Annotated in this window: 12 protein-coding genes; all 12 read left to right on the top strand. The window is 56.7% G+C overall.

Annotated features, from left to right (window positions below; all coding sequences use genetic code 11):
* The first annotated feature begins 164 nt into the window (after positions 1-164).
* The 12 genes from AC07OE_RS08260 (at position 165) to AC07OE_RS08205 (ending at position 14,378) form a co-directional block, all read left to right on the top strand.
* Positions 165-2,000 (top strand): PAS domain-containing sensor histidine kinase, encoded by a 1,836-nt coding sequence (locus AC07OE_RS08260; protein ID WP_495070076.1) that lies wholly within the window; start codon positions 165-167, stop codon positions 1,998-2,000.
* Positions 1,997-2,629 carry a response regulator gene (locus AC07OE_RS08255; protein ID WP_495070075.1) on the top strand — a complete coding sequence of 211 codons (633 nt, stop codon included), beginning with the start codon at positions 1,997-1,999 and terminating at the stop codon, positions 2,627-2,629. Before AC07OE_RS08260 ends, AC07OE_RS08255 begins: the two co-directional genes overlap by 4 nt.
* Positions 2,630-2,713: 84 nt before the next feature.
* A complete protein-coding gene (locus tag AC07OE_RS08250) occupies positions 2,714-3,346 on the top strand; it encodes a response regulator (protein ID WP_495070074.1) in 633 nt (210 codons plus the stop codon).
* Positions 3,347-3,774: 428 nt separating this feature from the next.
* Positions 3,775-4,935, top strand: a complete 1,161-nt coding sequence (locus tag AC07OE_RS08245) for a PAS domain-containing sensor histidine kinase (protein ID WP_495070073.1) — start codon at positions 3,775-3,777, stop codon at positions 4,933-4,935.
* 135 nt (positions 4,936-5,070) lie between these two features.
* Complete coding sequence (locus AC07OE_RS08240) at positions 5,071-6,696, top strand: methyl-accepting chemotaxis protein (protein ID WP_495070072.1); 1,626 nt, start codon at positions 5,071-5,073, stop codon at positions 6,694-6,696.
* Positions 6,697-6,712: 16 nt separating this feature from the next.
* Positions 6,713-7,186, top strand: coding sequence for a chemotaxis protein CheW (locus AC07OE_RS08235; protein WP_495070071.1), 474 nt, complete (start codon positions 6,713-6,715; stop codon positions 7,184-7,186).
* 260 nt (positions 7,187-7,446) lie between these two features.
* Positions 7,447-8,583, top strand: a complete 1,137-nt coding sequence (locus AC07OE_RS08230) for a methyl-accepting chemotaxis protein (RefSeq protein ID WP_495070070.1) — start codon at positions 7,447-7,449, stop codon at positions 8,581-8,583.
* A 9-nt stretch (positions 8,584-8,592) separates the two neighbouring features.
* Complete coding sequence (locus AC07OE_RS08225) at positions 8,593-8,961, top strand: response regulator (RefSeq protein ID WP_495070069.1); 369 nt, start codon at positions 8,593-8,595, stop codon at positions 8,959-8,961.
* A gap of 46 nt (positions 8,962-9,007) precedes the next feature.
* A complete protein-coding gene (locus tag AC07OE_RS08220) occupies positions 9,008-9,340 on the top strand; it encodes an STAS domain-containing protein (protein ID WP_495070068.1) in 333 nt (110 codons plus the stop codon).
* Positions 9,337-11,553 carry a chemotaxis protein CheA gene (locus AC07OE_RS08215; protein WP_495070067.1) on the top strand — a complete coding sequence of 739 codons (2,217 nt, stop codon included), beginning with the start codon at positions 9,337-9,339 and terminating at the stop codon, positions 11,551-11,553. The genes AC07OE_RS08220 and AC07OE_RS08215 overlap by 4 nt, the downstream gene beginning before the upstream one ends.
* Positions 11,554-11,627: 74 nt before the next feature.
* On the top strand, positions 11,628-13,799 hold the full coding sequence (locus tag AC07OE_RS08210) for a methyl-accepting chemotaxis protein (protein WP_495070066.1): 2,172 nt from the start codon (positions 11,628-11,630) through the stop codon (positions 13,797-13,799).
* 57 nt (positions 13,800-13,856) lie between these two features.
* Positions 13,857-14,378, top strand: coding sequence for a chemotaxis protein CheW (locus AC07OE_RS08205; protein ID WP_495070089.1), 522 nt, complete (start codon positions 13,857-13,859; stop codon positions 14,376-14,378).
* Positions 14,379-14,708: the final 330 nt, after the last annotated feature.

Raw genomic sequence — 14,708 nt, 5'->3', positions numbered from 1 at the left:
TTCGTTTGTTTGTTCATAAACACTTCTACCTCTTGGAATTGAGGTTATCAGGTGTCTACAAAACCCGGGGCGATTCAAAAAGTAGTTTTGCAGCGAAGGTTTTATAAACGAATCTATGTGCTTTCCCATTTTTAACACGCTTCATTGACCACAAATCTGTTTGGATGAACTTGATGCACGTGAAACCGACAAAGTTGTTGAAAGCGGGTGTCTATTTGCTACGTGTAAGAAGCATCTGTCTGACGTTTGTGCAAGCGTTGGTTGGTTGGTTGGCGTTGTGTTGGTGCCTTGGTCTACCAACTGCGGTATTGGCAGAAAGAACCAGCGTACACGCGGTAGAACTCGCCGAACAGCATGAGGCGGAGGGCAAGCAACGAGAAATTGATGCATTGACGCAACGCAATGCACGACAGACGGCCGAGCTGCGCCAACGCGAACTCCAGCAGTACTGGTTATGGACACTGTTCGGAAACGGCGCTCTTGTTTGCGCCGGAGGCGCGTATTTTTTGCTCTATCTGCGGCGTTCCAATCGCAAGCTGAAAATACTGAATGAGAAAGTGCGGCTCTCTCAGAACAAGCTACAGGCTACCCTTGACGCGATGCCGGACTTATTGTTCGAGCTGGGGCTGGATGGCCGTTACTACAGCGTGCATCCCCCCCAATCCAGCTTGTTGGTTGCACCACCTGAAGATCTCATCGGAAAAACGGTGTTTGACGTTATGTCCGCTGAGTCGGCGGAGGCCTGCATGTCGGCACTGCGCGAGGCTCACGAAACCGGCACGTCGTTTGGTAAACAGTTGGAACTAAAACTTCCCCACGGAACGTTCTGGTTTGAACTCTCGGTCGCTCGCAAAAATGTCGTTGCAGGGCGGGAACCGCGCTTCATAGGTCTTTCTCGGGACATCACCGAGCGCAAGCGCATGGAGCAGGCGTTGAGCGAGCGAGAGCAGCGTTACAGAGGAATTTTCGACAATGTTCTGGATACGCTTTATTTACTCGAAGTGACGCCCGACGGGCGTTTTCGCAATCTTGAAGTCAACCCTGCATTTGAGAAGTCGTCAGGCATCTCCAACACAGCACTCGTCGGAAAATTCGTCGAAGAAACGGTTTCACAAGAAACGGCCAGGCTCGTTATTGCCAAATACCGTAGATGTATTGCGGCGGGCATTGCGATCGATGAGGAATTATCGCTCGATATGCCCAGTGGGCTGCGCCACTACCATTCAACCCTTATTCCCGTGCGCGACGACAGCGGTCGCATTCACCGCATAGTGGGGATCTCGCGCGATATTACCGAACGTAAGCAGATGGAGCGTCGCCTTGAGGAGTCGCAGCATTTGCTACGCCAGTTGGCGGCGCGCAATGAGGTTGCGCGTGAGGATGAGCGTCGGCATCTCAAACGGGAGTTACACGATGAATTGGGGCAGTACTTGTTGGCGTTGCGCTTGGGTATTTCGGTGCTGGACTTGGAGTTCGGGGTGAGCAATGCGTCTCTGCGGGAAAAGACGCTGCGCTTGGTTGATATGGTGGATTCCACTATCAAAGTGGTGCGCAATGTCGTGACTTCACTACGTCCTGCGGCGCTCGACATGGGCATCGTGTCGGCCCTGGAGTGGTTGGCTGGTGACTATGCTGAACGAACCGGCATCCAATGTGACCTGCATCTTCGCGAGGAAGATATCCATCTGGACGACAAGCGTGCCACGGCGATTTTCCGAATCGTCCAAGAATCGCTTACCAATATCGTGCGGCACGCGCAAGCGACTCAAGTGAATATCACGCTGCAGCAAAAAAGCGATTCCGTCTGGTTAGAAGTGCGGGACAATGGCAGAGGATTTGATCCTTCCCTGCGCCAGGAAAAATCCTTTGGATTGGTCAGTATCCGGGAGCGAGCGCTGCTTTTGGGAGGGACGGTGGAAATATCTGGTACACCGGGCTGGGTAACAGTCCGTTTGGAATTTCCTATTCACCATCAGCCAATGAATGCGGTAGAGACATGATACGGGTATTGATAGCTGATGATCACGCCATCGTGCGCGAGGGGTTGAAGCAACTGTTTGCATTGGACGTCGATGTCGTTGTGGCGGGTGAGGCGACCGATGGTGCTCAGGTATTGGATGTTTTGCGCAGAGAGCGTTTTGACGTGGTGCTGCTCGACATGACCATGCCTGGAGTAAGCGGGGTGAATCTAATTAACCGTATCTGTGCGCAGGACGGAGCTCCGCCCATTCTGGTTCTCAGTATGCACAACGAACTGCAGGTTGCTCGGCGTGCGCTCAATGCGGGCGCTTCGGGTTATCTGACCAAGGACAGTCGGCCCGAGATCTTGATCGCGGCCATTTGCAAGGTGGCGGCCGGCGGGCGCTTCATTGACCCCAGTCTGGCTGAGCAAATGGTGTTCGAGGTGGGGAGTTCTGCGCAACGCCCGCCTCATGAGCTTCTTTCGGACCGTGAATTTCATATTCTGCGGCTGTTGGTTCGGGGCATGAGCGTTAACGAGGTCGCCGCAGAGCTGGCTATTAGTAACAAGACCGTCAGTACCCACAAGGCGCGGCTGATGCTGAAAATGAACTTTCAGAATAACTCTGAACTGGTGCGTTATGCCGTTGCGCATGGCCTGATTGAGTAAATCCCTACAGACAATCAAGATCGCCTGACAGCGCAATACCACGATTACCGATACGCTCTCGGTATATGCAGTATCGAGTTGACAATGATCCGGTTGCTGGTCGCTGACGATCATGCCCTCATGCGAGAGGGTGTGAAGCAGATAGTTGCCCTGAGTGACGACGTGGTGGTTGCGGCTGAAGCCGAGAATGGTGCTCGGGTCATGGAGCTTCTGCGCGAGGGGGCGTTCGACTTGATGTTGCTCGATCTCACCATGCCCGATGTCAGCGGCGTAGACCTGATTTGTTGGGTGCAAGCCAAATTCCCGGCACTTCCCATTCTGGTGCTGAGCATGCATAACGAACCAGCAGTCGTCGTGCGGGTGCTTCGGGCCGGCGCAACCGGCTACCTGACCAAAGACAACGATCCGCAAGACCTGATGGCCGCCATCCGAAAGGCTGCTGCTGGGGGGCAGTATATTGACCTGAAATTGGCTGAACGCATTGCGTTTGCTGGGAGCAACGATGGCCAGGCACCCCGTCACCAACGGTTGACGGATCGCGAACTCCACATCCTGCGGCTGTGGAGTCTTGGCAAAAGTATCAATAACATTGCCGAGGAATTGGCCATCAGCAATAAGACAGTCAGCACGCACAAGGCGCGTCTCATGGAGAAAATGGGCATTCGCAGCAATGCCGAGCTAGTGCGATATGCACTCGCCCATGGTCTAGTGGACTAGCCACATGAAGGCAATCCTTACGGGCGTTGCTTTTCTCCTTACACCAAAAACAAGAATTCCTTATGGTTATCCGGGTGCAGCGTCTCTACGATTCGTTCGGCGAACGTGTCATAGCGGAAGGGAATCCATGGGTGAATTTCAACGGATTGCTATTGTCAGTGTCGATTTTCGCCGAGATCTGACTCACGTAAGACCTACCCTGTTAGTTTTGAAAGCAGGGGATTTTAGGAGTGGCAAACGTGGAGATATTGAATGTCATCAGGTGTTGGGCATTGCGGGAAAACATGTCCGTCCACGATCTAAGTTCCTATGAGAGTGAGCTTAGCTACTCAAGGCGGGTTGACTCAAGCAAGTTCGATTCCCATGCCGAAAAGCTGGCCTGCTGATTGGAGGAGCGGGTCAAGTACGCCAGCGATGGGCAATGCGCCTTGTTTGAAACGCGCAAGGTGCCGGTCTACGGAGTCGATGAGAATGTTACAGGTGTGATCGGTATGGCCCGCGATGTCACTGAACCAAAGGAAGCTGAGCTGGCCTTGCGGGCTAACGAGGCGCATATTCAGTCGCGTAATGAACTCTTGCAAGCCATCATTGAGAGCTCGCCCGAGATCATCATTTTTGCGCTGGATACAACGTACCAATACTTGGCCTTCAACCGCAAACACCGGGTGATGATGCAAGCCACTTGGGGAAACGACATTAGCATTGGCATGAACATGCTGGATGTGATTGGCGATCGCCCAGGCCGCATGGTAGCCCACGCTAACATGGGTCGGGCTTTGGCAGGCGAGAGTTTTGTGTTGGAAGAAACCGATGGCAGCGAGCTGCTTTCCCGCCAACATTGGTTGAGCCATTGGGCTCCCATCCGCTCGGAGGCCGGTGTGGTCGTGGGCCTGACCTGTTTTGTCTTGAATATTTCGGAACGCAGGATCGCGGAGGAGCGGCTGCGAAGATCCCGCGATATTGTGCGTGCGCTGGCTGCGCACCAGGAAACCGAGCGCGAGAAGGAGCGTAGACGGCTGGCCTACGAGATGCATGAAGACCTGGCCCAGAACTTTGCAGCCCTGCGTCTGCACCTCGCATCGCTGGAGATGGGCGATGCCGACGCCAAACACGCGCAAGCGCTCAAAACTATGCACGGCATTGCAGACTATGGCATCGCCCGCATTCGCGGTATGGTATCTGTGTTGCGGCCTGCGGTACTCGACTTGGGATTGGTTTCCGCCTTGCAGTGGCTCACGGACGATTTCAAGGGCGTTGGCCTCGACTTTGTCCTGACCCTACAGGATGGCATTGTGCTTAGCGATGCGTTGAGCACATTCTTGTACCGTGCCACGAAGGAAGCTCTGTTGAATGTCGCCCTGCATGCGGCGGCCACGCAGGTGTCTGTTTCGCTCGTTGCCGCCGATGGCGTCTGCTGCCTGGTTGTGCACGACAACGGTTGTGGCTTTGACCCGGCGGTACCGCGTGGCAACGATTGCTTTGGGCTGATCGGTCTGGCCGAGGGAGCGCTTCACCTGGGTGGCGAGCTATTTATTGACTCCTCTCTTGACCATGGCACCACGCTGAAGATTCGCATCGTTGGCGTGTGATAGGAGTGGGTTGCCGTAGGGCCATCCTTATGGGCCTTGTTGTGTATCCCTACAAGCAAATCAGACCGGTCCGATGGTCCGATGGGAAGGATTTTTGTAGTCTGTCGTCTTCCGGCTATTCCCAACGAGCGCCTCATGATTTTCAAACGTATGAAGTTATCCCAGCGTCTGGTGGCTCTGTTGCTCATCATTCTGCTGAGCTTTGTAGCCTATGGGGCCTGGTCTTTCAAGGTACTAAGCACCCTGAAGGTCAATGGACCGTTCTATCAGCGCATTGTGCAGGGTAAGGACCTAATTGCCGACATCCTCCCACCCCCTGAATACATCATCGAGTCCTATCTGGTGACCCTGCAGCTGATGGCCGCAACGCCCGCCCAGCGCCCGACTCTGATTGACAGTTTCAAAGCTTTAAAGAAGGACTATGACAGTCGGCACGACTTTTGGGCCAAGGAAAATCTGGATACGGCGCTCAAGGACCAACTGCTCAACCAAGCCGACAAGCCGGCACAGGCGTTCTACCAGGTCGCCTTGGGTCAATTGATACCTGCCTTGGAAAAGGATGACATGGCCGCGGCCAATGCTGCGCTGGACACCATGAAGCAAAGTTACGATGCGCATCGCAGCGCCATCAACACCCTGGTGGAGCTGGCCAACAAACGCAATGCAACCGACGAAGCTAATGCCAGATCGGCAATCGAGAACGCTAACTGGGTCATGCTGGTGCTACTGCTGTCCTCCAGTGGCTTGGTCGCCCTGATCTTCTGGAGAATCGCGCACGGGTTGCTAGCTCAACTGGGGGGCGAACCCGACGATGCAGCCGATGTCGCTACCAGGATTGCGTCTGGCGACCTTACGGTGACCATCCATACCGAGCCCAATGACCGAGGCAGCTTGATGGCGGCTATGAAAGCCATGCGCGACAGCCTGGTCGGCATCGTGGGTGGGGTACGCGCGGGCACCGACATCGTCGTCAGTACTACCAGCCAGATTGCCGCAGGCAATCAGGAACTAGCGACACGTACCAAAAACCAGGCCAGCGCGTTGGAGAAAACGGCCAGTGCGATGGAGGAACTTACCAGTACTGTGAAGGCCAATGCGGACAATGCGCGCCAGGGCAACGAGCTGGCGACCTCGGCGTCACTAGTGGCCGTCAGAGGGGGTGAGGTGGTGTCACAGGTGGTTCAGACCATGGGCTCCATCAACGACTCTTCCCGCAAGATCGTGGACATCATTGGTGTTATCGATGGCATTGCGTTCCAGACCAACATCCTGGCCCTGAACGCTGCCGTGGAAGCGGCCCGGGCCGGGGAGCAAGGCCGCGGCTTTGCCGTCGTGGCGTCCGAGGTGCGTGGCCTGGCCAAACGCTCGGCCGACGCCGCCAAAGAAATCAAGACTCTGATCGACGACTCGGTTAGCAAGGTCGAGGTTGGCAGCCGACTCGTTGGCGAAGCTGGGGAGACGATGGGCGATATCGTCGACAGCGTCAAAAAGGTGACCGACATCATGGGTGAAATTACTGTCGCCAGCCGAGAGCAGTTCCTGGGCATCGAGCAGATCAACACCGCCATTGCGCAGATGGACTCTGTTACGCAGCAAAACGCCGCGCTGGTTGAGGAAACCGGAGCCGTGGCCCGCGCCCTGCAGGACAAGGCTAGTGATTTGTCTCGGATGGTAGGCGTCTTCCACTTGAATGGGATACCCATGATCAACCGGGGTCAATCTCGAAACGCTGCTGTTTTGATAGCGTCTCGCGCCCTTTAAACAAAGGCATGACGGCATGCAGCAACAGAAAATCACCTCCATCCATGAATTTTTGGCCTTCAAACTCGGAAGCGAGGAGTACGGCATCGACATCTTGCGGGTGCAAGAGGTTCGCTCCTACGAGGAGCCCACCCGTATGGCGCACGCGCCGGCTTTCATCAAGGGAATGATCAATCTGCGCGGCGTGATCGTGCCGATTATTGACATGCGCATGAAGTTCAACCTGGAGCAGGTGAACTATGACGACGCGACGGTGGTCATTATGCTCAACATCGGCGAGCGGCTGATAGGTATGGTGGTTGATGGAGTGTCGGATGTCATGGCTCTCATGCCGGACCAACTGCGTGCGGTGCCCGAGTTGTCATCGGTCATCGGAAACGAGCACCTGTTGGCCCTTGGTGCGGTGGATGACCGCATGTTGATCTTGCTGGACATCGTCACGCTCATGGGCAGCGCCGAAATGGGAGTGGTGACCCGGACGCAGCATTGAACCGCGGGAGGAAAGCGACTGCTCCCGTCATGACGTAGGAATGGGCCTACCAAATTCTGGCTCCATCCCTACACCTTTGACACGTTTCCTTACACGCAAATCAAGATCGCCTGATAGTTCATCGTTCCCAATTCGTTCATTCTTCATACAAGTGTCATGGGGCTCTTTTTTGAGTCCGTCACAGCCACCGTACAAGGCAACCCTGGGAATGGACGAGCATGCGAAAGACTGTAAGTGGGTGTGGTGTCTACAGGGCGAGTGTGCCGGTTGTTGTATGTGGTGCCTTCGGCATTGCGGCCATCGTGGTTCCTTTGGACCTGTCACCGCTGGTTCTGGCAGCGGGCATGGCCTTGATCACCATGGGCACCGCCTGGTGGGCCATAGGGCAAGTCCGTGCACTGTGCCGGCGCGTCGAACACCGAGTGCGCGCCCAGTCTATGGCAGGTCTGGAGCCTCTGTGCGTGGGCGTGCTGCCGGTCTGGTCCAGCCAGATCGAAATGGCGCGCTCCCAGACTGAACAAGGCATCAACGACCTGGCGACGCGCTTTGCAAACCTGTCTCAGCACCTGCAAAGTGCGGTCGCCGCCTCACATAGTAGTGCCAGTGGTGATGGTGTCACCAAGGGTGTGGTGGCGCTCCTGAACGACAGCAAAACTGAACTCAATGCAATCATCGCTGCGCTGCGCTCCAGCCTGAAAGAAAAAGAAGACCTTCTGCAGGAGGTGCACGGCCTGTCGAGTTTTACCGAAGCGTTGCAGCAAATGGCGAAGGATGTGGGCGCCATCGCCCAACAAACCAATCTGCTGGCCATCAATGCCGCCATCGAAGCTGCGCGTGCTGGTGAAGTCGGGCGCGGCTTCGCAGTGGTGGCCAGTGAAGTGCGCATGCTCTCCAAGCAATCGGGGGAGACCGGCAAGAAGATCGCTGAAACCGTGGACACCGTCAACAAAGCGATTGCCAGCACGCTTCAAGTGTCGCGCCAATACGCCGAGCAAGACGCCCAAATGGTGTCCCATTCCGAGCGAGTGATCGAGACCGTGCTGGGGGAGTTCGGCAACACTGCTAACGACCTTAGCCACTCCGCCGATGTGTTGCGCGAGGAAAGCCAACGGATGCAGAGCGAAATCTCCGATGTGCTGGTGGCACTGCAGTTCCAGGACCGCGTCAGTCAGATGTTGGGCCATGTTCGGGACGACCAATGCAAGCTCCTCCTGACCTTGGAGCAGAGCGCGCACGCCATTGCTGAGGGCACCCCGCCCCAACCCATCGCTACCCATGCATGGCTGGAGGAGCTGGCCAGCACCTACACCACGCAAGAGCAGTACGCGACGCACGGTGGCATTGGACCAACACACGTAAAGACACCCAGCGACTCAACCGAAATTACATTTTTTTAGGAGAAATACGTGGCTAAAACTATTCTGATAGTGGACGATTCCGCCTCTCTGCGTCAGGTCGTCAGCATTACCCTCAAGGGGGCGGGTTATGAGGTCATCGAAGGTTGCGATGGGCGCGACGCCTTGACCAAGCTTAACGGCCAAAAGATCCACCTCATCATTAGCGACGTGAACATGCCCAACATGGACGGCATCACCTTCGTCACCGAAGCCAAGAAGCTGCCCGCCTACAAATTCACCCCCATCATCATGCTCACCACCGAGGCCGGCGAGGCCAAGAAGCAGGCAGGCCAAGCCGCGGGTGCCAAGGCCTGGGTGGTTAAGCCCTTCCAACCGGCACAAATGCTGGGGGCCGTTGCCAAGCTGATTCTGCCTTGAGTGGTCCCTCGCCTTACACCCAAACACAACCCACCAAGGAGACGCCATGGGAGTGACTGTTGAACGAACCAAGGATGACCTGTGCTGCATCCTCGTCGAGGGCGAAATGACAATCTACACCGCGCAAGAATTGAAGGATCAATTGTTGGCGCCGCTGGAGCAATACAAGCAAGTTGAACTCAATCTGGGTGCTGTCACTGAGATCGACTCCGCTGGATTGCAATTGTTGGTACTGGTCAAGACCGAGGCGCATGCACAGGAAAGAGCCTTGAGCATCACCGACCACAGCCCTTGTGTACTGGATGTCTTCGACCTGTGCGACCTGGAAGGCTTCTTTGGCGACAACGTATTGGTCCACGTAGCGGAGCCCACTCCATGAATTTCGACGACGCGCTACAAACCTTCATTGCCGAAGCCCGGGACCTGCTGCAGCACATGGAAGAGGCGCTCTTGTGCATCGAGCAGGTTCCGGACGACGCAGACACCGTTAACGCCATCTTCCGCACGGCGCATACCATCAAGGGTTCGGCTGGACTCTTCGGCTTGGACGGTATCGTGGCCTTTACGCATGTGGCTGAGAGCGTGCTGGACAAGGTCCGCGCCAACGAGCTGGATGTGACCCCCGAGCTGGTTGCCGTGCTGCTGCAAAGTGGCGACCACATGCGGGAGCTGGTGGACCACGTCGCCCAGGGCTGTGAGCCATCCACGCAGGTGTTGACCCAAGGGCAGGCGCTGGTCGAACAGCTGAATGACTATCTGGACGACAAGCCCACGGCGCAGGTGTCCGCATCTGTAGTCAAGGTACCTCTGGAGTTTGTGCCAGTTCCCCCCGCCCACGGAAGTGGCGAAGTACAAGCCGATCACTGGCACCTGTCGTTGCGTTTTGGGCACGATGTGCTGCGCAACGGCATGGACCCCCTGTCTTTCATCCGCTATCTGGACACGCTGGGCCGGGTGGTACACATCGTCACGCTGCTGGATGCCATTCCCCCGGTAGCCAGCATGGACCCCGAGACCTGCTACCTAGGTTTTGAAATCAGCTTCAAGAGCGAAGCCGACAAGGCCACCATCGAGAACGTGTTCGAGTTTGTTCGCGATGACTGCCGCATCCGCATCCTGCCACCGCACAGCAAGATCGACGAATATCGGAGTCTACTGGGCGACATGCCTCAGGAGCAGGATCTGCTGCTAGGTGACATGCTGGTGCGCTGCGGCACCTTGACGCAAAACGAGCTTGACACTGCGCTGCGCATACAGGAAGCGCAGTCCCACATGCAAGGTGAGGCCACGCCGCCCATTGGTGAAGTGCTGGTGGGGCAACACATGGTGCAGTCTCCGGTGGTGGACGCCGCGCTGGAGAAACAAAAGCAGCGCAAGGACGGCAAGGCCGCTGAGGCCAATCTGATCCGTGTAGATGCCGACAAGCTGGACGCCTTGATCAACCTAGTCGGCGAACTCATCATTGCAGGAGCCGGCGCCAGTCTGGCCGCCCGGCGCGCCGGTGTCCCCGAGCTATTAGAGAGCACGGCAACGATCTCTCGGCTGGTGGAGGAAGTGCGGGATTCCGCGCTGGACCTGCGCATGGTTCAGATTGGCGGCACCTTCAATCGCTTCCAACGGGTGGTGCGCGATGTTGGCAAGGAACTGGGCAAAGACATCGAGCTGCGCATTAGCGGCGCCGACACTGAGTTGGACAAGACAGTGGTGGAGCGCATTGGCGACCCGTTGACCCATCTGGTGCGCAACTCTATGGACCACGGCATCGAATCGGCCGAGCTGCGACTGGCCCGGGGCAAGCCGGTCAAGGGCACGCTCAAGCTCAACGCCTTCCACGACGCGGGCAGCATAGTGATCGAAGTCTCCGACGATGGCGGCGGCCTGAACAAGGAGCGCATTCTCAAGAAGGCCATCGAGCGAGGCTTGGTCACCGAGGGCCAAGCCTTGAGCGACAAGGAAATTCACAACCTGATCTTCGAGGCCGGCTTTTCCACCGCCGATGCGGTGAGCAATCTATCGGGCCGCGGCGTAGGCATGGACGTAGTGCGACGCAACATCGCCGCCCTGCGCGGCACGGTGGACCTGGACAGCGTGGAGGGCCTAGGCAGCACGGTGCGTATCCGCCTGCCCCTGACGCTGGCCATCATCGAAGGCTTCCTGGTGGGCGTGGGCAACGCCACATACGTTATTCCACTGGACACGGTGGTCGAGTGTATAGAGCTCAGTGATATGGACCACGAGGGCGGCAGCGATAAGCGTTACCTCAATTTGCGCGGTGAGGTGCTCCCCTATCGACGCCTACGCGAGCACTTTGAAGTGCTGGACCAGCCGACACGGCGCGAAAACGTTGTGGTGGTGCGCTATGGAGAACACAAGGCCGGTCTCGTGGTGGATCGCCTTGTGGGAGAGTTTCAGACCGTTATCAAGCCGCTGGGCAAGGTGTTCAACCAGATTCAAGGCATTGGCGGCTTCACCATTTTGGGCAGTGGCGAGGTGGCGTTGATTCTGGACGTGCCAGGGCTTATGAAGCAGGTTATGACAGCCGAGGAGTCTGTGGAAGAGCCCAAGCGGGCGCTGGGGCACCGATCGCTATAAAAGTAGTAGCTGTATATGCCCAATTGACGGAGGCTGGCAGCATAAGTAGTTAGTAACAATTGAGGGGATTTTTCATGTTCAAGAGTATGAGAGTAGCGACCAAACTAGGCCTGGGGTTTGGTCTGGTGATTGTGTTGCTGATAGTCAGCACTTTTGTCGGTGTGTCCAACATGGGGCGCATGAACGACAAGACGGTTGAAATCACCGAAGACCGATTTCCCAAGATTGACGTTGCTGGCAACGTGCAGGTCCGAACGATGGACAACGCTCGCCTGATCCGCAACCTGTTCCTCTTGACCTCCGAGGATGCGCTGGAGTCGAACCGGCAAAAAATTCATGCAAACCGTGCCAGGAACACTGAAGACTTGGCAACGCTGGACAAGATGATCAACACGCCCAGGGGGCGTGAATTGTTCGACATCGTTAAAAAGTACAACGACAGCTTGAACCTGAAGTACGAGACCTTGTTTACGCTGCTCAAGAGCGACAAGTCCCGTGCGCTTGATTTCCTACTGACGGAGTATGCCCCCAACAACGTGGCGTTCAACGATGCACTGGAGGACTTTCAAACCGCGGTGACCACGCAGATGAAGCAGGCTGGCAAGGATGCCACCGAGCAGTACCAATCATCCCGTGCGCTGATGCTGACTCTAGGTGCAATTGCAACCCTGATTGCCGCGCTGATGGCATTCTTCATTGGCCGTAGCCTGTCCCGCCAGCTCGGCGGTGAGCCCGATGCCGCAGCCGAGATCGCTAACAAGATTGCAGCAGGCGACCTCTCTAGCCAGATCTCGCTCAAGTCGGATGACCGCAGCAGCCTCATGGCGGCGATGAAGGCCATGCAGGACACTATTCAGCGGTTGCTCAGCGACATGGACCACATGTCGCATGAGCATGACAAGGGCGACATTGATGTCATGGTCGATAGCAGTACGTTCAAGGGCTCGTTCAAGGCCATGGCCGATGGCGTGAACACCATGGTGAGCGGTCACATCGCGGTCAAGAAAAAGGCCATGGCTTGTATCCAGGAATTCGGTAATGGCAACCTTGACGCCCCCATGGAGAAGCTGCCTGGCAAGAAAGCGTTCATCAACAACACCATCGAGCAGCTGCGCGGCAACCTCAAGGGCATCGTTGGAGAAATCCGGGACATCGTTGCCTCAGCCAACATGGGGGACTTCAGCACCAAGATGGGTCTGGAAGGTAAGGCGGGCTTCACCAAGGATCTCTCCGAATTGCTCAACCAACTTTCCGATACGGTTGACACCGCATTCAAGGACACTATCCAGGTAGCGCAGGCCCTGGAGCGTGGTGACCTGACGCGGGTGGTGACTCGCGACTATGAAGGTGCTTTCGACCAGGTCAAGCAAGCCCTCAACAACACAGTGGCAAAACTCTCGCAGGTGATTGGAGAGGTCAACGCGGCGGCTAGCAACATTGCCTCGGCCAGCGAACAAGTCTCTACCACCGCCCAGAGCATGAGCCAGGCCAGCAGCGAACAGGCCGCCAGCGTGGAAGAAACCAGTGCCTCCATCGAGCAGATGAGTGCGTCGATCAACCAGAACACCGACAACGCCAAAGTCACGGACGGCATGGCATCGCAAGCTGCCAAAGAAGCGGTGCAAGGCGGTGAGGCCGTCAAGGCAACCGTAACGGCCATGAAATCCATTGCCGGCAAGATCGGCATCATCGACGACATCGCCTACCAGACCAACCTGCTGGCGCTGAACGCCGCGATTGAAGCCGCCCGTGCTGGCGAGCATGGCAAAGGCTTTGCCGTGGTGGCCGCCGAAGTGCGCAAGCTGGCCGAACGCAGCCAGGTGGCGGCCCAAGAAATCAGCGAACTGGCTGGCGGGAGTGTGGAGAAGGCCGAAAGCGCGGGCAAGCTGCTCGACGCCATCGTACCTGCCATCGGCAAGACCTCGGAGCTGGTGCAGGAGATCGCCGCGGCATCGAGCGAGCAGTCCAGCGGTGTGGGCCAGATCAACACGGCCATGAATCAGCTCAACCAGATCACACAGCAAAACGCCAGCAGTAGCGAGGAGCTGGCTGCCACGGCGGAAGAGATGAGCGGGCAAGCGGCACAACTGCAGGAAGTGATGGGCTTTTTCAGAACCGAGGAGCAGGCCCCAGCGCAGAGGGCCAAACCGGCTCATCCTACTTCTGTAGCCCCCAAAGCCCCAGCAAGCCGGGTGACAGCATTGAAAAACATGCGGGTGAGCGAAGCCGGCTTCGTGCGCTTCTGAGAAGGCTATGCCATGAACGCATTGTTAGCAGCCAGACAAAAAGCGCCAGCGGCCCTGATGGTACAGGGCGTGGGACGACAAGCAGATCAGCACCAGTACCTGACCTTCATGCTCGGAGGTGAGGTCTATGCGATGGGTATTCTGGCCATCAAGGAAATCATCGAATATGGCAACCTTACCGAGGTGCCACGCATGCCCAGCTTCATCCGTGGCGTCATCAACCTGCGTGGTGCGGTGGTACCGGTGATTGACCTGAGCGCGCGCTTTGGCAAGTCTGCAGCCACTGTCACGCGGCGCACCTGCATCGTGATTGTGGAAGTGGCCAGCGGCAACGCCGCGGAGGTCGAAACGCAAGTGGTGGGGGTGATGGTGGATGCGGTCAACGCGGTGCTGGATATACCGCAAAATGAGATTGAACCCCCGCCGTCGTTTGGTGCCGACATCCGCGCCGACTTCATGATGGGCATGGGCAAGGTCAACGGCAAGTTCGTGATCATCCTCAACATCCACCATGTGTTGTCGGTCGAAGAGATGGCGAATTTGGCGGGCGTGGTGGTCGGAGAGAGTTTGCCCGCCTAGATCGAGCGACATGCGGTTTTATCAACGAAATGGAAACTCTGGGACTGAAGATGGAAAAGTAAATGCGCGTGGCTGCCACGGCGGAAGGTCAGAGTAGCCAGGCTTCCCAACGACAAGAAGTCATGGGCTTCTTCCGGCTTTCTTCAACTTCCGCGTGCGTCGCTACGTCAACAGGTGTTACTAATAAATGGAATTACTCGAGCTGCGCTCCATCCAATTCTCTCGTAGGCTTGAATTGTCCGGAGAGTGCGATGAGCAATGGTGTTTGCTTGCAATGACTGCATGCAACGACAAATTGAATTGCGTGCGCAGCCTTGCCCCGGAATCATG

The organism is Rhodoferax sp. GW821-FHT09E07 (genome assembly GCF_059416145.1).
This window is presented reverse-complemented; position numbering and strand designations above follow the sequence as displayed.

Bases quoted from the DNA above. Each gene is read 5' to 3' on its own strand.
- AC07OE_RS08260 (WP_495070076.1), top strand. From the start codon at position 165: ATGAACTTGATGCACGTGAAACCGACAAAGTTGTTGAAAGCGGGTGTC.
- AC07OE_RS08255 (WP_495070075.1), top strand. From the start codon at position 1,997: ATGATACGGGTATTGATAGCTGATGATCACGCCATCGTGCGCGAGGGG.
- AC07OE_RS08250 (WP_495070074.1), top strand. From the start codon at position 2,714: ATGATCCGGTTGCTGGTCGCTGACGATCATGCCCTCATGCGAGAGGGT.
- AC07OE_RS08240 (WP_495070072.1), top strand. From the start codon at position 5,071: ATGATTTTCAAACGTATGAAGTTATCCCAGCGTCTGGTGGCTCTGTTG.
- AC07OE_RS08235 (WP_495070071.1), top strand. From the start codon at position 6,713: ATGCAGCAACAGAAAATCACCTCCATCCATGAATTTTTGGCCTTCAAA.
- AC07OE_RS08220 (WP_495070068.1), top strand. From the start codon at position 9,008: ATGGGAGTGACTGTTGAACGAACCAAGGATGACCTGTGCTGCATCCTC.
- AC07OE_RS08215 (WP_495070067.1), top strand. From the start codon at position 9,337: ATGAATTTCGACGACGCGCTACAAACCTTCATTGCCGAAGCCCGGGAC.
- AC07OE_RS08210 (WP_495070066.1), top strand. From the start codon at position 11,628: ATGTTCAAGAGTATGAGAGTAGCGACCAAACTAGGCCTGGGGTTTGGT.
- AC07OE_RS08205 (WP_495070089.1), top strand. From the start codon at position 13,857: ATGGTACAGGGCGTGGGACGACAAGCAGATCAGCACCAGTACCTGACC.